The organism is Pectobacterium betavasculorum (assembly GCF_000749845.1).
GTDB classification, from domain to species: Bacteria; Pseudomonadota; Gammaproteobacteria; order Enterobacterales; family Enterobacteriaceae; genus Pectobacterium; species Pectobacterium betavasculorum.
On sequence record NZ_JQHM01000013.1, the window covers coordinates 35,803 to 53,604 of the forward strand.

The 17,802-nt window shown below is 52.7% G+C and carries 19 protein-coding genes; 7 read left to right on the forward strand and 12 right to left on the reverse strand.

The features are described 5' to 3' along the window. Positions 1-11 precede the first annotated feature (11 nt). From KP22_RS17600 to KP22_RS17610, 3 genes are all read left to right on the forward strand, one after another. Positions 12-1,373 carry a 6-phospho-alpha-glucosidase gene (locus KP22_RS17600; RefSeq protein WP_039325461.1) on the forward strand — a complete coding sequence of 454 codons (1,362 nt, stop codon included), beginning with the start codon at positions 12-14 and terminating at the stop codon, positions 1,371-1,373. Between the two features lie 103 nt (positions 1,374-1,476). After that, on the forward strand, positions 1,477-2,346 hold the full coding sequence (gene sseA, locus KP22_RS17605) for a 3-mercaptopyruvate sulfurtransferase (protein ID WP_039306153.1): 870 nt from the start codon (positions 1,477-1,479) through the stop codon (positions 2,344-2,346). A 67-nt stretch (positions 2,347-2,413) separates the two neighbouring features. After that, the gene (locus KP22_RS17610) at positions 2,414-3,202 is read left to right on the forward strand and encodes a MurR/RpiR family transcriptional regulator (RefSeq protein WP_039325463.1); all 789 of its coding nucleotides are present in this window, start codon (positions 2,414-2,416) and stop codon (positions 3,200-3,202) included. 36 nt (positions 3,203-3,238) lie between these two features. Here the strand turns inward: KP22_RS17610 and sseB are convergent, their stop codons facing one another. The 11 genes from sseB to trmJ all read right to left on the reverse strand — a co-directional run bounded on the left by sseB (position 3,239) and on the right by trmJ (position 12,437). Next, complete coding sequence (gene sseB / locus KP22_RS17615; protein WP_039325465.1) at positions 3,239-4,033, reverse strand: enhanced serine sensitivity protein SseB; 795 nt, start codon at positions 4,031-4,033, stop codon at positions 3,239-3,241. A gap of 137 nt (positions 4,034-4,170) precedes the next feature. Continuing rightward, complete coding sequence (gene pepB / locus KP22_RS17620) at positions 4,171-5,481, reverse strand: aminopeptidase PepB (protein ID WP_039306144.1); 1,311 nt, start codon at positions 5,479-5,481, stop codon at positions 4,171-4,173. Between the two features lie 272 nt (positions 5,482-5,753). Continuing rightward, a complete protein-coding gene (iscX, locus tag KP22_RS17625) occupies positions 5,754-5,954 on the reverse strand; it encodes a Fe-S cluster assembly protein IscX (protein ID WP_005970169.1) in 201 nt (66 codons plus the stop codon). 21 nt (positions 5,955-5,975) lie between these two features. Then, positions 5,976-6,311 (reverse strand): ISC system 2Fe-2S type ferredoxin, encoded by a 336-nt coding sequence (gene fdx, locus KP22_RS17630; RefSeq protein WP_039306140.1) that lies wholly within the window; start codon positions 6,309-6,311, stop codon positions 5,976-5,978. Position 6,312: 1 nt separating this feature from the next. Then, positions 6,313-8,163: a Fe-S protein assembly chaperone HscA gene (gene hscA / locus KP22_RS17635; RefSeq protein ID WP_039325467.1), complete on the reverse strand. Its 1,851-nt coding sequence runs from the start codon at positions 8,161-8,163 to the stop codon at positions 6,313-6,315. Between the two features lie 75 nt (positions 8,164-8,238). Next, complete coding sequence (hscB, locus tag KP22_RS17640; RefSeq protein ID WP_039306134.1) at positions 8,239-8,757, reverse strand: co-chaperone HscB; 519 nt, start codon at positions 8,755-8,757, stop codon at positions 8,239-8,241. Between the two features lie 71 nt (positions 8,758-8,828). Further along, positions 8,829-9,152, reverse strand: a complete 324-nt coding sequence (gene iscA / locus KP22_RS17645; protein ID WP_014916217.1) for an iron-sulfur cluster assembly protein IscA — start codon at positions 9,150-9,152, stop codon at positions 8,829-8,831. 67 nt (positions 9,153-9,219) lie between these two features. Then, entirely contained in the window at positions 9,220-9,606 is a 387-nt protein-coding gene (iscU, locus tag KP22_RS17650; RefSeq protein ID WP_005970177.1) for a Fe-S cluster assembly scaffold IscU, read from the reverse strand. 24 nt (positions 9,607-9,630) lie between these two features. Further along, positions 9,631-10,845 carry an IscS subfamily cysteine desulfurase gene (locus tag KP22_RS17655; RefSeq protein ID WP_039306129.1) on the reverse strand — a complete coding sequence of 405 codons (1,215 nt, stop codon included), beginning with the start codon at positions 10,843-10,845 and terminating at the stop codon, positions 9,631-9,633. Positions 10,846-11,097: 252 nt separating this feature from the next. Then, complete coding sequence (gene iscR / locus KP22_RS17660; protein ID WP_039306127.1) at positions 11,098-11,592, reverse strand: Fe-S cluster assembly transcriptional regulator IscR; 495 nt, start codon at positions 11,590-11,592, stop codon at positions 11,098-11,100. 119 nt (positions 11,593-11,711) lie between these two features. Further along, positions 11,712-12,437 carry a tRNA (cytosine(32)/uridine(32)-2'-O)-methyltransferase TrmJ gene (gene trmJ / locus KP22_RS17665; protein ID WP_039306124.1) on the reverse strand — a complete coding sequence of 242 codons (726 nt, stop codon included), beginning with the start codon at positions 12,435-12,437 and terminating at the stop codon, positions 11,712-11,714. Positions 12,438-12,590: 153 nt separating this feature from the next. Between trmJ and suhB the strand changes: the two genes are divergently transcribed. The 4 genes from suhB to KP22_RS17685 all read left to right on the forward strand — a co-directional run bounded on the left by suhB (position 12,591) and on the right by KP22_RS17685 (position 16,574). After that, positions 12,591-13,394: an inositol-1-monophosphatase gene (gene suhB, locus KP22_RS17670; protein WP_039306121.1), complete on the forward strand. Its 804-nt coding sequence runs from the start codon at positions 12,591-12,593 to the stop codon at positions 13,392-13,394. A 169-nt stretch (positions 13,395-13,563) separates the two neighbouring features. Further along, on the forward strand, positions 13,564-14,688 hold the full coding sequence (locus KP22_RS17675) for an ABC transporter substrate-binding protein (protein WP_039325469.1): 1,125 nt from the start codon (positions 13,564-13,566) through the stop codon (positions 14,686-14,688). A 105-nt stretch (positions 14,689-14,793) separates the two neighbouring features. Next, the gene (locus KP22_RS17680; protein ID WP_414625930.1) at positions 14,794-15,777 is read left to right on the forward strand and encodes a FecCD family ABC transporter permease; all 984 of its coding nucleotides are present in this window, start codon (positions 14,794-14,796) and stop codon (positions 15,775-15,777) included. Next, positions 15,774-16,574, forward strand: coding sequence for an ABC transporter ATP-binding protein (locus KP22_RS17685; protein ID WP_039306112.1), 801 nt, complete (start codon positions 15,774-15,776; stop codon positions 16,572-16,574). The genes KP22_RS17680 and KP22_RS17685 overlap by 4 nt, the downstream gene beginning before the upstream one ends. Positions 16,575-16,647: 73 nt before the next feature. On the opposite strand, the gene KP22_RS17690 is transcribed toward KP22_RS17685, so the two are convergent. Further along, a complete protein-coding gene (locus KP22_RS17690; protein ID WP_039325471.1) occupies positions 16,648-17,775 on the reverse strand; it encodes an ABC transporter substrate-binding protein in 1,128 nt (375 codons plus the stop codon). Positions 17,776-17,802 lie beyond the last annotated feature (27 nt).

Consider the following 17,802-nt stretch of genomic DNA (forward strand, 5'->3'; position numbering starts at 1 on the left):
GGAGACTGACCATGACGAAACCCCCATTCATTCTGACGATTGCTGGTGGCGGCAGCACCTATACCCCAGGCATCGTAAAAAGTCTGATGGTACGTCTTGCGGATTTCCCGCTGGCAGAGATTCGTTTGTATGATATCGACGGCCAGCGGCAGGACATCATCGCACCGGTGGTGGAAAAGGTAATTCGCGACCACAGTGACAGCATCGTCTTTACCGTCACGACCGATGCGGAAACCGCGTTTACCGGTGCTCACTTTGTCTTTGCACAGATGCGTGTTGGCCAGTACAAAATGCGCGAACAGGACGAGAAAATTCCACTACGCCACGGCGTCGTCGGGCAGGAAACCTGTGGCCCCGGCGGTCTGGCTTACGGCCTGCGCACGATTCTGCCGATGGCCGAGCTGATCGATCTGGTGGAACGCTATGCACATAAAGACGCGTGGATCGTCAATTACTCTAACCCCGCCGCGATTGTCGCCGAAGGCGTTCGTCGTCTGCGCCCTAACGCCCGCGTGCTGAATATTTGCGATATGCCGGTTGCCGCAATACGTAACATCGCAGCCGTGCTGGGCGTCGATCGCCACGACATCACGGTGGACTATTTCGGGCTGAATCACTTTGGCTGGTTTACCCGCGTGCTGGTCGATGGCGTCGATCGCATGCCGGAACTGCGCGAACATATCGCCCGTTACGGCCTGTTGACCGCCGATGCCGCCGATACCGATCCGCAGCACGCCGATCCGTCATGGGTGAAAACATGGCGTAACATCAAACCGGTCATGGATCATTTCCCAGAGTTCGTGCCGAATCCGTATTTGCAGTATTACCTAATGCCTAACCAGATCGTAGAACATCAGGATCCAGACTACACACGCGCCAACGAAGTGATGGACGGACGTGAGAAGAAGCTGTTTGCGGCCGCTGCCAGCTACAAGGAAACCGGTATTCTGCCGGATGCATTCCACGTTGGCGTACACGGTTCGTTCATTGTTGACGTCGCCTGCTCGCTGGCGTTCGATCTCCGCCAGCGTCATCTGGTCATCGTAGAAAATAAAGGTGCCATCGCCAATCTGCCTTACGACGCGATGGTGGAAGTTCCCGCTTATATCACCGCACAAGGGCCGGAACCCGTGCGCATGGGGAATGTACCGCAGTTCCATCGTGCCTTACTGGAGCAGCAGTTGGCGTCCGAACAATTACTGGTTGAAGCCACGTTGGAAGGTAGTTACGAGAAGGCGTTGCAGGCATTTACCCTGAACCGTACCGTGCCGACCATGCAGCACGCCAAAGCCATTCTGGACGATATGATTGAAGCCAATCAGGATTACTGGCCGCAATTAAAACAAGCATATAGAGACGGTATCGCCCAATAATCTGCGACTTGTCGGATTAAGGAAAATCGCTGACAATGAATCTATCATTGCATATCAATGATAGATTCGGGGTCGAATTCGTCGGCCCCAACGTGGAGGATCTATGTCAGCATCGTCTTCTGATTTGCCCGTTTCTCATGAGCGGTTTGTCTCCGCAGACTGGCTTGCCAGCCACCTGAATGACAGCAGCATCACGCTCATTGATGCCAGAATGTTGCCACCGGGTAACGACACCCGAGATATTCATGCCGAATACCGCGCCGCTCATCTGCCTGGCGCGGTTTTTTTTGATATTGAAACCCTGTCCGATCACAGCACCGATCTGCCGCATATGATGCCAACTCACGAAGACTTCGCACGCGCGATGGGTGAGCTGGGCGTCGATAACCAGCAGCATCTGGTGATTTACGATGAAGGTAACCTCTTCTCCGCCCCCCGCGCATGGTGGATGCTGCACACCTTCGGCGCGACATCCATTTCAATCCTGAGTGGTGGTCTGGCTGGCTGGAAAGCGCAGAATCTGCCGCTGGAACAGGGAAACGTGACGCGCAAGCCCGTCACGTTTCACGCCACATTGGATGAAAACGCCATCCGCTCACGCGATGAAGTGCTCTCAATCAGCCGGGATAAATCAGAACAGATTGTCGATGCCCGCCCCGCCCCGCGCTTTCATGCAGAAGTAGACGAACCGCGTCCCGGCCTGCACCGTGGTCATATCCCCGGTAGCCTGAATGTGCCGTGGACCGATTTGGTAAATAACGGTGCGCTGAAGCCCAATGCTGAACTGGCGACCATTCTGCATAAGCACGGCGTGGATTTTACTCGCCCCATCGTCGCCAGCTGCGGTTCCGGTGTAACGGCATCCGTCGTGGTATTGGCGCTAACGCAATTAAATGTGCCCAATGTGACGCTGTACGACGGATCCTGGAGCGACTGGGGCAGCCGCGATGATGTTCCGATTGCGCGCGATTAACTCCGCACGGTATGTTGTTGTCAGTCTATTTATTCCTTGTCTATCAGGAATCGCTCAGGAGTAGCAGGTGGATAATCGGCTGGCATCGTTAATGCAGCACGGTCAGGCGCTGACGCGCGCGGAATATCGCGTGCTGGCTTTTATCGCCGAACATTCATCGCTGATCGGCAAAATCACGGTGCGGGAACTGGCACAGAAAACCTATGTGTCCACGGCAACGATCATGCGGCTGTGCCAGAAAATCGGCTTTAGCGGCTACAGTGAATTTATTTATCATTGCAAAACGCTGCTTACGGACAATCCGCGTCTCGCGCCCTCACCGGTCATCACGCATGATGATGCCTCGCTTCCTGATACTTTCCAGCATTTTATCGACAATTATCAGCGCACATTTGCCTACATTAGCCATCAGGATAGAGCAGCCTTCAGCGCTATTCTGAGACAGGAAAGCCACTTTTTCCTCTACGGCGCAGGGTTTTCCCATTTATTTGCCGAATATTTGGCGAAGAAACTTCAGGTGCTGGGGAAAGACGCATTCTCTTCCGGGTTAGGAGACAGTCGAGGCATTTTTCTCAATAACGCGCCGAAGTATCAGGTGTTTATCGCGATATCCCGCAGTGGAGAAACCGAGCAGGTGCTGGATAAGGCGCGTATTGCCAAAAACATTGGTATGAAGGTGATCGCGTTTACCCGCGCGTCATTGAATTCATTAGGCGAGTTAGCCGATTTGCACTTCCGGCTCTACGATGATGCAGTTCACTATGCAGCGGAGGCGGGCGAGATTAGCTCATTTGAATCGAATCTGGTGATGCTGATCGATTTACTGTTGTTGCAGGCGACAGCGGAAAAATCGTAATCCGCTGTCGCCGTCATAAAACTTATACCCACGGTATTACGCGTTGCCGCTTCCCTTAAACTCCCTCAGGAAACTCCCCCACTTGCGCTCGTAGAACGGCGTGGTGTGTTTAATCATGTAATGACTGATGCCCGGTTCGCCTTCCTTCACCAGACACAGATCGACTGGACGCTCGTCCGGTAAAGTATCGCTAGCGACGCTGCCTGCTTCACGAATGATGGTTTCCTCATCCTGATCGGCATCAATGCCAATCAACAGGTGCGGCTGCTCTTCACCCGGTTCCTGAATCTGTGCCAGAAACGCCCGTTTTACATGGCGATGCTTGGTAAACAGTTGGGTCAGGGAATCAATCATCTGTGCTGGCATCTCGGCTGGCTGACTCAGCATGACCTGCATCTCTTCCTCAACAACCCTCTGCTGAACAAAGCCATTACCTTCGCCAGACAGAATATGTTCAATTTCCTGCGGCAAAAACTCTTTGCCATACGGCAATTTAGGATTGAGAAACAGCGTCACGCCCTGTGTTATTTCAAACAGCGAACGCACTGGCAGCGCCAGAAAAGATGTCTCTTCCGTAATCACGCTCTGTAATGCTTCCAGAGAAGAGAAGAAAGGAATAGCGGATGAACCATCGTCTTTTTCCCAGTGCTGAATGTTTACATTACTGCCCGCATGCAACACCGTCTCACCGGATTCACCCCCGTCATCCGTGCTCCCCAGCACGAACACCGTGGCTTCCATCAGTTCGCTGAAAAACTCAGGGCGATGTGCAGGCTCCGTGGCGGCCAGAATCAGCACTTCTTCCAGTTTATTACGTGGCGAAAACTCCATACTTTCCTCAACATGATTACGTTAAACACCGACGCTTTGAGACCTGGATAAAATAAACGGCAACAGCCATCAATTTCAAACGGGTCTCAGCGCGGCTTTAATTCTCAACACATTCTGCGCATGGCAAACTGAACCGACTACCTGGCGTTGCTCAGCAGGAGATTCGCCAGCGTACGCACGCCGAGTCCGGTTGCGCCCGTTGCCCACTGTTCTACCGCACCTTTACGATACGTTGCGGAGCAGTCGATGTGCAGCCAGCCCTGCTGATAATTTTTCACAAAGTGCGACAGGAAAGCGGCTGCCGTGCTGGCACCGGCGGTGTGTGCACCACTGGCAATATTGTTCAGATCGGCAAAGCTGGACGGCAGATGGCTGCGGTGGAACTCTTCCAGCGGCAGACGCCAGAACGGCTCATTTTCTTCTTTCGCGCTTTCCTGCAATGCCGCAACCAGCTCATCATCAAAGCTGAACAGTGCGTGATAATCGTTACCCAGCGCCATTTTCGCCGCACCCGTCAACGTCGCGCAGTCAATGATCCACTGCGGATTCTGCTCGGAGGCATCAATCAAACCATCCGCCAGCACCAGACGCCCTTCCGCGTCGGTGTTCATCACCTCAACCGTTTTACCGTTGCGGTAGCGAATGATATCGCCCAGACGGAAGGCATTGCCGCTCACCATGTTGTCTGCACAGCACAGATACAGTTTCACGCGCTGTTGCAAACCGCGTGACGCTGCCAGCGCCAGTGCACCCGTCAGCGTGGCCGCACCGCCCATGTCTGACTTCATGGAATCCATTGACCCACTCGGTTTCAGGCTGTAGCCACCGGTATCAAACGTAATACCTTTGCCGACCAGACAGGCGAACACCGGTGCATCCGGGTTACCCGTCGGGTTATAGTCCAGTGCCAACAACACGGGCTGACGCTCAGAACCGCGACCAACCGTGTACAGACCGGCATAATTCTGTTCACGCAGATCTTCACCTTTGGTAATACGGTAGCTGACGGCCTCACAGGCCACGTCACACAGCAGGTCAACCGCACGAGTTGCCAGCTGCTCTGGCCCCAAATCTTCAGCAGGCAGGTTGATGGTGTCACGCACCCAGTCAACAATCTTAAGACGGTCGTCCAGCTCTTTCTTGTCGGCGTCGTTCAGGTCAGCCCATTCAACCGTTCTTTGCCCTTTCGGCCCACGATAACCCTGCCAGAATGCCCAACTGTTTGCCAGATCCCAGCCTTCACCCGCCAACGTAACGTGTTTAATCCCCTGCCCGTCGATTTTGCGGGCGGCACGCTGGATCGTTGCCAGTGCAGCTTTGCCATTCAGTGACGTCGTGCCAACATGAATGGTAAACCCCTGCTCATTCACACTCAGCGTCGCTTTTTCTCCCCAGCGCGCATCAGCTGGTTGAGTGGAGAGTGAAATCAGCATGGTATTGTTCGTCATAGTGCTTCTCCGATAATGGATATTCCTGCCACTTTTCATGTTTGCAGGTACTTTTCATATTTGCAGATACATAAACCGTGCATCATGACATGAAAATGTTACGAATTTTGGCACGAAAATAAAATGAGCCACCAGCCTAATACTGGTCACGTAAGCCTCATATTAGGAGAAACACGGGGATGAAGTTCCAGCAGGGATACCTCGCCCGTGGTCGCTCCGTGTATCTCGGTTCTCAAACGATCGGCATTAACCAGGCAGCCCCGTCATATTGCTTAGTCGGCTTCATCTAACCAGACCAGCAGGATCGCTTCCAGAATTTTTTCATTGGAGGCATCCGGCCGATCGTCAAATTCATCCAGCTCGCAGATCCACTGGTGCATATCGGTGAAACGCACCGTTTTCGGATCGAGATCGGGGAATTGATCGTAAAGTGCCTCACCGATCGCCCGGCTATCTGTCCATTTTAGTCCCATAACCATTCCTCCCTATTCAGATCAGTGCTCACGCGCATGGTTGATCGTATAGCGCGGGATCTCGACAACGAGATCGTCTCCGGCAACACGCGCCTGACAGCCCAGACGGCTTTCTGGTTCCAGCCCCCAGGCCTTATCCAGCATGTCGTCTTCTTCTTCCGTGCTTTCTGCCAGCGAGTCAAAGCCTTCACGCACGATGCAATGGCAGGTGGTGCAGGCACAAGATTTCTCGCAGGCGTGCTCAACGTCAATACCATTACGCAGGGCGACTTCCAGAATACTTTCGCCGCGTTCCGCTTCCAAAACCACACCTTCAGGACACAAATCCTGATGCGGTAAAAAGACTATCTTAGGCATGTTACACCTCATCCACAGAATGGCCTGCCAGCGCACGACGGATAGAGGCATCCATACGACGGGCGGCGAATTCCTGGGTTTGTTGATCGACTGTTTTAATCGCGGCCTCAATCGCCACGGGATCGCTTCCCTGCATCATCATGTGCAGGTGTTCGGATGCCGCGGCAATGATACTTTTTTCGTCATTGCTCAATAACGCTGCATCGGTCACCAGAGCACTGTGCAAGCTTTCCAGCACACGTGCAGCCTCCACTTTTTGCTCTGCCAGACGACGCGCCCCGACATCTTCCTTAGCATTCAGCATCGAGTCGGTGATCATCGTGGCAATTTCCGTATCGCTTAAACCGTACGACGGTTTAACCTGAATGGATGCCTCAACGCCCGTCGATTTCTCCATCGCCGTAACGCTCAACAAACCATCCGCATCGACCTGAAAAGTCACGCGGATATGAGCCCCACCGGCAGGTAGCGGCGGCAGACCGCGCAGTGAAAAACGCGCAAGCGAACGGCAATCCGCTACCATTTCACGTTCGCCCTGCAAGACATGCACCATCATGCCGCTCTGCCCGTCTTTAAAGGTTGTGAATTCTTGCGCACGAGCGACGGGGATCGTGGTATTACGCGGAATGATTTTTTCCACCAGCCCGCCCATCGTTTCCAACCCGAGCGACAAGGGGATCACGTCCAGCAGCAGCATTTCACTGTCCGGCTTGTTGCCAACCAGAATATCTGCCTGAATTGCCGCGCCGATCGCCACGACCTTGTCTGGATCGATAGACGTCAACGGCGTACGACCAAAAAATGTCCCCACCTGCTCACGTACCAATGGAACACGCGTCGATCCACCAACCATCACCACTTCCTGCACGTCTTCTACCGTCAATCCCGCGTCTTTCAACGTACGACGACAGGACAGCAATGTGCGTTTCACCAACGGGGCAATTAGTGCATCAAGCTGTTCACGGGTGATAATCCCCTGCCAGCCTGCGACATCCACATCGATCGCATCAGCACTGCTGAGCGCAATTTTGGCTTTCACCGCCGCGTCACGAAACGCATGCTCCAACTGGCGATCGTCACGATCGTGAACACCAGCCTGCTCGTGCAGCCACTCCGCCAGCAGATGATCGAAATCATCACCGCCCAGCGCAGAATCACCGCCAGTCGCCAGCACTTCAAAGACGCCACGGCTTAAACGCAGAATGGAAATATCAAAAGTGCCGCCGCCCAGATCGTAAATAGCGATCACGCCTTCTTTACCGGAATCCAGACCATAAGCAATCGCCGCAGCAGTTGGTTCGTTGAGCAGACGTAATACGTGCAGCCCGGAAAGACGTGCCGCATCTTTGGTACCCTGACGCTGTGCGTCATCGAAATACGCGGGAACGGTAATCACCACGCCATCAGGCACGCCGCCTAACGCCGCTTCCGCACGCGCAGCCAGCGCAGACAAAATGTCCGCCGAAACTTGTACAGGATTGAGATTGCCAGCCGAGGTATGAATAAGCGGCAGGCCATTATCGCTGGCGTGAAAACGATAGGGTAAATGAGGGTAACGCTGCTGAATGTCGACCAGAGAACGCCCCATCAGGCGTTTGACTGAGCTGACGGTATTTTCCAGATCGTGGGCAGCATTGTCGCGTGCATCCCAGCCAACGCTGTGACCATCGTGACGATAGTGGACAACCGACGGCAGCAGATCGCGACCATAGCTGTCCATCAGCGTCTGGGCTTCGCCACTGCGTACGGTGGCAACAAGAGAATGGGTGGTGCCTAAATCAATACCGACAGCCAGACGACGCTGGTGCGGTGCGGCGCTAAGGCCAGGCTCACTAATTTGTAATAAGGCCATATTGAGCTTCCATCAATTGGCTGGCGAAAAAACCCGTATGGCAATCACCATCGGGCTACCCGCCGGATTAACCAGTTATCTGTCCAGCAATTGTTCTTCGAGTTCTTCAACCTGTTGCTGGAGCTTGTCTAAAAAGCGTAGCTTGCGCACGGTATCTGCGGCGTCTGTCCACGTCTCATTATCGAGTTCATCACGCATATGCGAACGGCGCTTAACAATCGTTGCCTGCAATCGCTCGGCGAAGGCCGTCAGCGCCTCATCGGCATCCGATCGCTGCGAGATCGCCTCCAATTCTTCACGCAGTTCCAGCTGTTCCATCAGGAATGCGGTGTCCTTCATCGTGTGCTGTTCGTTGTTCACATCAAAACCGTGCAGCGACAGCATGTACTCCGCGCGTTTCAGCGGATGCTTGAGCGCCTGATAGGCGTTATTGATCGTTGCCGCCTGCTGCACCGCCAGCATACGCTCGCGCTCTGGGCTGGTAGCATAACGGTCAGGATGAAACTGACGCTGCAAATCCTGAAAACGGGATACAAGCAGGCCGCCATCCACATCATAGCGAATGGGCAACCCGAATAACGTAAAGTAATCCATAGTGGTACTCTGGGAGTTCTGGGTAGCAGCGCGTGTCATTAATCTATCGCGTGCTGACTACCCAAGAGGGGTCAGACGTTGAAACTCTCGCCGCAACCACATTCGCCGGAAATGTTAGGATTATTGAACTTAAAGCCTTCGTTCAGCCCTTCTTTAACGAAATCCAACTCGGTTCCGTCAAGATAGACCAGGCTTTTGCCGTCCACGATGACTTTGACGCCTTTGTCTTCAAAGACCGTGTCACCGTCGTTTAAATCATCAACAAACTCCAACACATACGCCATACCGGAACAGCCGGATGTCCGTACGCCAAGACGCAGTCCAAGGCCTTTACCCCGGTTTGCGATGAAAGCGTTCACGCGTTGTGCCGCACTTTCGCTCAGAGAAATCGACATACTGTTACCTCGATCGTTCGCCACCTCGACGAGAACAGGCACCGCAAGAAACGGTGCCCCGCAGAGATTACTGCGCGTCGCGTTTACTTTTGTAATCCGCAATCGCGGCCTTGATAGCGTCTTCCGCCAGAATGGAGCAGTGAATCTTCACTGGCGGTAGCTCAAGCTCTTCGGCAATCTGCGTGTTCTTAATCGCTTCAGCTTCATTCAGCGATTTGCCCTTTACCCACTCTGTTACCAGCGAGCTGGAGGCAATGGCAGAACCACAACCGTATGTCTTGAAGCGGGCATCTTCGATGATACCCTCGTTGTTGACTTTTATCTGCAACTTCATCACATCACCGCACGCTGGCGCGCCGACCATGCCGCTGCCGATAGAAGGATCGGCGTTGTCAAATGACCCCACGTTGCGTGGATTTTCATAGTGATCAATTACTTTTTCGCTGTAAGCCATGATAGTCGTCCCCGATCTGGTGAATTAATGATGCGCCCATTCGATGCTGCTGATATCTACGCCCTGCTTGAACATTTCCCACAGCGGAGAAAGATCGCGCAGACGACCGATAGATTTACGCACCAGCTCGATGGTGTAGTCGATCTCTTCTTCGGTGGTAAAACGCCCCAGCGAGAAACGGATCGAACTATGTGCCAACTCATCATTCATGCCTAGCGCGCGTAGCACGTAGGAGGGCTCCAGACTGGCCGACGTACAGGCAGAACCGGACGATACCGCCAGATCCTTGAGCGCCATAATCAGCGATTCACCTTCAACATAGTTGAAGCTGACGTTCAGGATGTTAGGCACGCCCTGTTCGATATCACCATTCAGGTAGACTTCTTCAATATCATTAATACCGTTCCACAGACGATCGCGCAGCGTACGCAAGCGATCCATTTCTGCTGTCATCTCTTCTTTCGCGATGCGGTAGGCTTCGCCCATACCGACAATCTGGTGCACAGGCAAGGTGCCAGAACGCATACCGCGCTCATGGCCGCCGCCGTGCATCTGCGCTTCGAGGCGGATACGGGGTTTACGACGAACATACAGTGCTCCGATCCCCTTCGGCCCATAGATTTTATGGCCGGAGAAAGACATCAGATCCACTTTTAACTGGCTGAGATCGATAGGCAGTTTGCCTACGCTCTGCGTGGCATCGACATGAAACACGATACCGCGGCTACGGCACATGTCGCCGATGGCTGCGATATCCTGCACTACGCCGATTTCATTATTGACGTGCATGATGGAAACCAGAATGGTGTCCTCACGCATCGCCGCTTCAAGTTCGGCCAGATCGATAATGCCGTTGCGCTGAGGAGCCAGATAAGTGACATCGAAGCCTTCACGTTCGAGTTGACGGCAGGTATCCAGCACGGCTTTGTGCTCGGTCTTACTGGTGATGATGTGCTTACCCTTCTTCTGGTAGAAGTTGGCAGCACCTTTAATCGCGAGGTTGTCGGCTTCGGTCGCACCTGACGTGAAGACGATCTCACGCGGGTCGGCACCGACCAGTTCAGCAATTTGGTTACGGGCGATATCAACCGCCTCTTCCGCCTGCCAGCCAAAACGGTGTGAACGGGAAGCCGGATTACCGAACGTACCGTCCAACGTCAAACACTGCATCATTTTCTCAGCGACGCGCGGGTCAACCGGCGTAGTCGCTGAATAATCGAGATAGATAGGTAACTTCATTGCTCATAAACTCCGTACATCACTTCAAAACGTGCAATGCGTTTTGTTTTATTGACAGGCTGTTTATACCCGCAACCTCTCGGGCCAATGCAAAAAATTTAACGATGTTATAGTCAGAACAATTTATCGTCGGAACATGCCGTGACAGTCGGACTAACACCGATGCCACATAGGGTAATGTGGTCAGGATTATGCGGCTATCAGAAAGGCAAAACGTGACGAGTAAAGATGGCTCGTCACGTTGAAGGTGTGTCAGGCGCGCAGGTTAACGTTGATCGTTTCCTGGATACGTCCATTTGCGGTGCGGCGTGTGTCAGCATCCTGACGATCCGCAACGTTCAGCACTTCCTTATTGTTCACCAGCTCATCCAGCGTGATGTTATTCAGGAAGTCAGTAATACGATCGCTCAGATCGCGCCACAGCGTGTGCGTCAGGCAGCGATCGCCACCCTGGCAGCCTTCGCGGCCCTGGCAACGCGTTGCGTCAACAGACTCATCGACAGCAGAAATAACCATACCAACAGCGATTTCATTCGCGTTTTTACCCAGCAGGTAACCGCCGCCTGGACCACGAACGCTGGCAACCAGTCCGTTCTTACGCAAGCGCGAAAACAGCTGCTCCAGATAAGACAGTGAAATACCTTGGCGTTCGGAAATATCCGCCAATGGAACTGGCCCTTCCTGGGAGTGCAGAGCCACATCGAGCATGGCGGTAACGGCGTAACGGCCTTTGGATGTCAGTCTCATGATAGTGATACCTGTAGGTAAAACATGTATTATTAAAACATGTATTGGCAGAACATACCGCGAGTCTGACATTCCCGAGTGTTTTAGTCAACTATTTAACCGAGTAAAACACTCAGGTATTATTCGTCGTGTGTTTTTTGTACCGAGCTGAGTATTCCGCGCAGGATGTTAAGTTCCTGAGCTTCAGGTCTGGCGCGGGTAAACAAGCGACGCAGCTTGTTCATCACCTGCCCTTGGTGTGCTGGTCGGATAAAGCCGGTTTGCAGCAATGTCTGCTCAAGATGCTGATAAAAGCGTTCCAGATCGTCGACCAGCGGGTACGGCGATTCTTCATGCTCAGGCTGCCCAGCCTGTAACCGATCCAAATGCGCGATACGCACTTCATAAGCGATGATCTGTACCGCCATCGCCAGATTTAGCGAGCTGTATTCTGGATTAGCAGGAATCGCCACGTGGTAATGACATTTTTGCAGTTCATCATTCGTCAGCCCTACACGTTCACGCCCAAATACCAGCGCTACCGGCGCGTGCTCCGCTTCCTGTGCGCTGCGAACACCACACTCACGCGGCTCCAACATCGGCCAAGGTAAAGTTCGGGAACGCGCACTGGTGCCAACCACCAGACTACATCCTTCGAGCGCCTGATCGAGCGAATCAACCAGAGTGGCATTGCCGATAACATCGCTGGCGCCTGCGGCCAACGCAATCGCCTGCGAATCAGGCTTAACCAGTGGATTGACCAAATAAAGCTTACGTAATCCCATAGTTTTCATCGCTCTGGCCACTGACCCCATATTGCCAGTGTGCGATGTTTCAACCAGAACAATGCGAATATTGTCTAACATAAGTACTCTGTTGTGCGATAGATAAAAGAAGTCATGCGAACGAAACCGAAACCGCCATACCTTATCACAAACTTAGCTGTTTTACTTTTCTGCTACTCTGCTGCTATAATTTGCGCCGCTTTCCGTTCTTTAACATTCCAGTGGACCGATACCATGCATCCGATGCTTAACATCGCTATACGCGCTGCGCGTAAAGCCGGTAATTTAATTGCCAAGAACTATGAAACGCCAGACGCCGTCGAAGCTAGCCAGAAAGGCAGCAATGATTTTGTGACCAACGTCGATCGGGATGCAGAACGTCTGATCATTGAAGTCATCCGCAAGTCTTACCCACAGCACACCATTATTGGTGAAGAGTGTGGCGAACTGGCAGGTGACGATCCGGCAGTACAATGGGTTATCGATCCTCTGGATGGCACCACCAACTTCATCAAACGTTTACCCCACTTCGCTGTTTCTATCGCGGTCCGTATTAAAGGCCGTACCGAAGTTGCCGTTGTTTACGATCCTATGCGCAATGAACTGTTTAGTGCCACCCGCGGTCAGGGCGCACAATTGAACGGCTATCGTCTGCGTAGCAGCACTGCCCGCGATTTAGAAGGCACCGTGCTGGCAACAGGCTTCCCCTTCAAATTAAAACAACACAGCAAAAGTTATATCAATGTCGTTAGCGCGCTGTTCACCCAGTGTGCGGATTTCCGCCGCACAGGTTCTGCCGCACTGGATTTGGCGTATGTCGCCGCGGGTCGCGTCGACGGTTTCTTTGAGATCGGTCTGAAGCCGTGGGATTTTGCCGGTGGCGAACTGCTGGTGCGTGAAGCAGGCGGGATCGTGACGGACTTCGTTGGCGGCCATAACTATCTGGCGTCTGGCAATCTGGTCGCAGGAAACCCGCGCGTGGTGAAAGCCATTTTGGGCACCATCCGTGAAGAACTGAGCGATGCGCTGAAACGCTGATACAGTTTCCGACAAAAATTAAATACCGCGTCAGCACCGAGCTGGCGCATTTTTTTTACTTACTCATGTTTGTTGTTCCCTTTACTCCCCAGATCTACACTATCCATACCTGATAATAATTATTAAAATCATTCTCCTTTATTCATCAGATATGCGCCAGGAAATGATCATGTTGAAAAAAACGTTTATGTCACTGCTTGTGGCGATAACGCTCCCTGCATCCTTCAGTACTTATGCTACAGAGTATCCTGTAACCATCACAGACATTGATGGTCGTAACGTCAAAATCAATCAAGAACCAAAACGCATCGTGGTACAGGACGGACGAGATATTATGACGCTGGCCTTATTGGATCGCGATAACCCATTTAAAAGACTGGTTGCCTGGAATAACATCCCTAAAAAATCCGATACCGCGACCTGGAATGTGCTGAAGACCCAATGGCCGGAAGCGGATAAGATTCTGGATATGGGATTTGGCGATAAAGGCGAAGTTGAGCTGGAGAGCGTATTATCCAAACAACCTGACTTGATGGTGGCTCAGCTACGCGCCAAGCCGTCACTGACCGAAAGTGGTGTGCTGGCAAAACTCAGTGCATTGAATATTCCGGTCGTTTTCATTGATTCCGAAGTCAACCCAGCGAAAAATACTGCCAGCAGCATTGACTTACTTGGTACAGTGTTGAATCAGGAAGATAATGCCAAAGCCTATAGCGAATTTTATCGCCAGCATCTGACCGCGATTCAGCAAAAAACCGCAACACTGCCTAAAAAAGCCAATGTGTTTGTCGAAGCCTGGGCTGGGCGTTCCGATAGCTGCTGTTTCAGCCACGCGCACAACGGCTGGGGAGGTATGGTTGAAGCCATTGGAGCCAATAATATCGGTTCCGCACTACTGCCGGGCGCTAACGGCGACGTCTCGCTGGAAAAACTCATCAGTATGAAACCGGACGTTTATATCATGACAGGCGCAAAACGTAACTCGCCGTCCAGCAAAACGCTTCCGCTTGGCTATAACGCCAATAAAGCAGACATTGCAGCCAGCGCAGAAAAACTTATTTCTCGTCAGGGTGTTAGTCAGATCCCAGCAGTGGTACAGAAACATGTTGTCGGTATCTATCACCCGTTTTACAACCACCCTTACAACATTGTCGGCATGGAATATTTGGCGAAAGCGATCTATCCCCAACTATTCACTAGCCTGAACCCGGATGACACGTACCGCCATATCATTCAAAATTTTACCTCGCTGCCTGACAGTGAATTTATCTTTGCCTGGAAACAAGGTGAGTAATTTTTCATGAGTACAACCACTGAACCGGGTATCCGCAATACTGCGGCGGATGCCAACACCATTATGGACAACTATCGTGGCATCATTCGACGCCGTGTGGGTGTTATGGCGATACTGCTGTTGATCATCATCGGCTCGTTGTTGCTGGACTTCACGATGGGGCCTTCGGGGCTGACGCTTGATGTGCTTTGGCAGACGCTGACCGATCCGGCCAGTGCCGATGCAGGCACTCGCGTGATCGTCTGGGATATTCGTCTGCCTTATGCGCTGATGGCTATCATCGTCGGCCTGGCGCTCGGCCTGGCTGGCGCAGAAATGCAGACGATCCTGAACAACCCGCTGGCGAGCCCGTTTACGCTTGGCGTTTCCTCCGCTGCCGCATTCGGCGCGGCGCTGGCGATCGTCCTTGGAATCGGTATTCCCGGCATTCCGGCTCAGTGGTTTATCTCCGCGAATGCTTTTATCTTTGCTCTATTGGCAGCGCTGCTGCTTGATGGCATTACGCGCTGGACGCAGGTCGCTACCTCCGGCGTCGTCCTGTTCGGTATTGCTCTGGTGTTCACCTTCAATGCGCTGGTTTCCATGCTCCAGTTCATCGCCAACGAAGACACGCTGCAAGGTCTGGTGTTCTGGACGATGGGCAGTCTGGCCCGTGCTTCGTGGGAAAAACTGGGTATCCTGCTGCTGGTGCTCGTCGCCGTTATGCCAATCTCACTGATGAGTTCATGGAAGCTCACGGCGCTGCGATTGGGTGAAGATCGTGCCGTCAGTTTTGGCATTAATGTGCGTCGTCTGCGTCTGGCGACGCTGCTGCGCATCAGCATTTTATCCGCTATTTCAGTCGCGTTTGTTGGTCCAATCGGCTTTATCGGGCTGGTTGCTCCGCATATCGCGCGTATGATTTTCGGTGAAGATCACCGTTTCTATTTACCTGCCAGCGCGTTAACTGGCGCGCTGGTGCTATCGATGGCGTCTGTTGCCTCGAAAAATCTCATTCCCGGTGTCATTATCCCGGTCGGTATTGTCACCTCACTGGTTGGCGTACCCTTCTTCCTGAGTATCATCCTGCGTCACAGAGGGAACGTATGAGCCAGCAAACCGCTTCTGGATTACGACTTTCTCACTTTCGTGCGGGTTATCCTAAACGTCAGGTAATCCGCGATCTGTCCGTGCCACAACTGCCACGCGGAAAGATCACCGTACTGCTTGGCCCTAACGGCAGCGGTAAATCAACCCTGCTGCGTGCCATGGCGGGACTGAACGCTTCCGAAGGCGAACTGTGGTTGGATGACACTAATCTGATGACACTCCCGTTCGCTCAGCGGGCGGAAAAAGTGGTTTATCTGCCGCAGTCCTTGCCCGCGGGCGTTCACCTGCACGTGCTGGAATCCATTATCGTCGCACAGCGCGCGTCAGGCGGCATGCACAACGCCGAAAAACAGGATGAAGTCATGACCCTGCTGCGTCAGTTAGGCATCGAGCATCTGGCATTGAGCTATCTTGATCAGCTCTCTGGCGGACAGAAACAGCTGGTTGGGCTGGCGCAGTCGCTGATCCGTCAACCCTCGTTGCTTTTGCTGGACGAACCGCTCAGTGCGTTGGATCTGAATTATCAATTCCACGTGATGGATTTGGTACGAAAGGAAACGCGTAAGCGCAACATCATTACCGTTGTGGTGGTGCATGACATCAATATCGCTTTGCGTCACGGCGATCACGTACTGATGCTGCAAAACGGCAACCTGATTGCTGATGGCGAGCCTGCTGAGGTCATTAGCCCAGAAAGTTTATCTGCGGTCTATGGCGTCCGCGGACGTATTGAGCGGTGTTCACAGGGCGTGCCGCAGGTGATTATCGACGGATTGGTCAGCGAACCCACCGTCTAATCACTTTGTAGCAAAAAAAGCACTGACCAATGAGGTTCAGTGCTTTTTTATTATTTGAGACTGTCTGACGGCGTTATTTTTTCGCAGGCAGCGTGACCCAATAGCCTGGCTGATACGGCAGCGGCAGGAACTTTTCATGGAAGGTACGGAACGTCGCGTCAGGATCGAGATCTTTGAACAGCTCCGGGTGCATCCATTTCGCTAATACCTGAATCGCCACAAACTGATACGGGCTGTCATAAAACTGATGCCAGATCGCATGAGCATTACCATTGGTTGCTACCGGCAGCGTTTTAAATGCCGAACGTTCCATCAGTTTTTGCAGGCGTTGCAGCGCTTCTTTCTGATCGGCTCCTGGTCCGACGCCAACCCAGCCGTTCGCCGTATTGTAGTTTTTCCAGTTAGCGCCAGTCACCACTACGACATCAGGACGCGCGCTGATAATCTGCTCAGGGTTCAGCGTGCCAAACGTGCCAGGAATGATGTTTTTGGCAATGTTGTCACCGCCAGCAGCCTCAACCATGCGACCGAAGTTCTCATCACCAAATGACATACAGCATTCTTCGTCATAACCACCAGCGCGGTCGATCATCACTTTCGGACGTGGCCCCTGATAGTTTTTCAATCGATCGGTGACGATCTCAATCTGCTCACGGCGGAATTTAATCAGCTCTTCAGCACGCTCTGGTTTACCGACCAGTTGGCCCATGATGTGAATGCTTTTCTCCGCATTCTCAAACGGCTTCTCGCGAAAATCAATGAACACCACCGGAATGCCCAGCGAATTGAGTTTATCAATCAATTTGCCTTCATCCGTCGCTGCTTTTGACTCCAGATTCATCAGTACCAAATCCGGTTTCAGCGTCAATGCCTGCTCGACGTTGAAAGTGCCATCTTTCGCACCGCCAAAAGTCGGCAGCTTTTTGATTTCCGGGTATTTATTTTCATAGGCCAGATAGCCGTCATAATCCGCTTTCGGCAAATCATCACGCCAGCCAACCACACGCTGGAACGGGGCTTCTGTATCAAAGGCAGCCAGCAGGTAAATCTGTCGACCTTCCCCTAAAATAATCCGCTTCACTTCGGATTTAATTTCAACCTTCCTGCCACTAACGTCTTCAATAACAATCGGGTTAGCGCTGGCAACAACGCTCGCACTCAATCCCAACAGAACAACGACTGAGAACAGCCATTTTTTCATTATTATTTCCTTCTGCGATTATGGTCA

Bases quoted from the DNA above. Each gene is read 5' to 3' on its own strand.
- fdx (WP_039306140.1), bottom strand. From the start codon at position 6,311: ATGCCTAAGATAGTCTTTTTACCGCATCAGGATTTGTGTCCTGAAGGT.
- trmJ (WP_039306124.1), bottom strand. From the start codon at position 12,437: ATGTTAGACAATATTCGCATTGTTCTGGTTGAAACATCGCACACTGGC.
- suhB (WP_039306121.1), top strand. From the start codon at position 12,591: ATGCATCCGATGCTTAACATCGCTATACGCGCTGCGCGTAAAGCCGGT.
- KP22_RS17690 (WP_039325471.1), bottom strand. From the start codon at position 17,775: ATGAAAAAATGGCTGTTCTCAGTCGTTGTTCTGTTGGGATTGAGTGCG.
- sseA (WP_039306153.1), top strand. From the start codon at position 1,477: ATGTCAGCATCGTCTTCTGATTTGCCCGTTTCTCATGAGCGGTTTGTC.
- iscR (WP_039306127.1), bottom strand. From the start codon at position 11,592: ATGAGACTGACATCCAAAGGCCGTTACGCCGTTACCGCCATGCTCGAT.
- iscA (WP_014916217.1), bottom strand. From the start codon at position 9,152: ATGTCGATTTCTCTGAGCGAAAGTGCGGCACAACGCGTGAACGCTTTC.
- KP22_RS17685 (WP_039306112.1), top strand. From the start codon at position 15,774: ATGAGCCAGCAAACCGCTTCTGGATTACGACTTTCTCACTTTCGTGCG.
- sseB (WP_039325465.1), bottom strand. From the start codon at position 4,033: ATGGAGTTTTCGCCACGTAATAAACTGGAAGAAGTGCTGATTCTGGCC.
- iscU (WP_005970177.1), bottom strand. From the start codon at position 9,606: ATGGCTTACAGCGAAAAAGTAATTGATCACTATGAAAATCCACGCAAC.
- KP22_RS17675 (WP_039325469.1), top strand. From the start codon at position 13,564: ATGTTGAAAAAAACGTTTATGTCACTGCTTGTGGCGATAACGCTCCCT.
- KP22_RS17655 (WP_039306129.1), bottom strand. From the start codon at position 10,845: ATGAAGTTACCTATCTATCTCGATTATTCAGCGACTACGCCGGTTGAC.
- hscB (WP_039306134.1), bottom strand. From the start codon at position 8,757: ATGGATTACTTTACGTTATTCGGGTTGCCCATTCGCTATGATGTGGAT.
- KP22_RS17600 (WP_039325461.1), top strand. From the start codon at position 12: ATGACGAAACCCCCATTCATTCTGACGATTGCTGGTGGCGGCAGCACC.
- KP22_RS17680 (WP_414625930.1), top strand. From the start codon at position 14,794: ATGGCGATACTGCTGTTGATCATCATCGGCTCGTTGTTGCTGGACTTC.
- iscX (WP_005970169.1), bottom strand. From the start codon at position 5,954: ATGGGACTAAAATGGACAGATAGCCGGGCGATCGGTGAGGCACTTTAC.
- pepB (WP_039306144.1), bottom strand. From the start codon at position 5,481: ATGACGAACAATACCATGCTGATTTCACTCTCCACTCAACCAGCTGAT.
- hscA (WP_039325467.1), bottom strand. From the start codon at position 8,163: ATGGCCTTATTACAAATTAGTGAGCCTGGCCTTAGCGCCGCACCGCAC.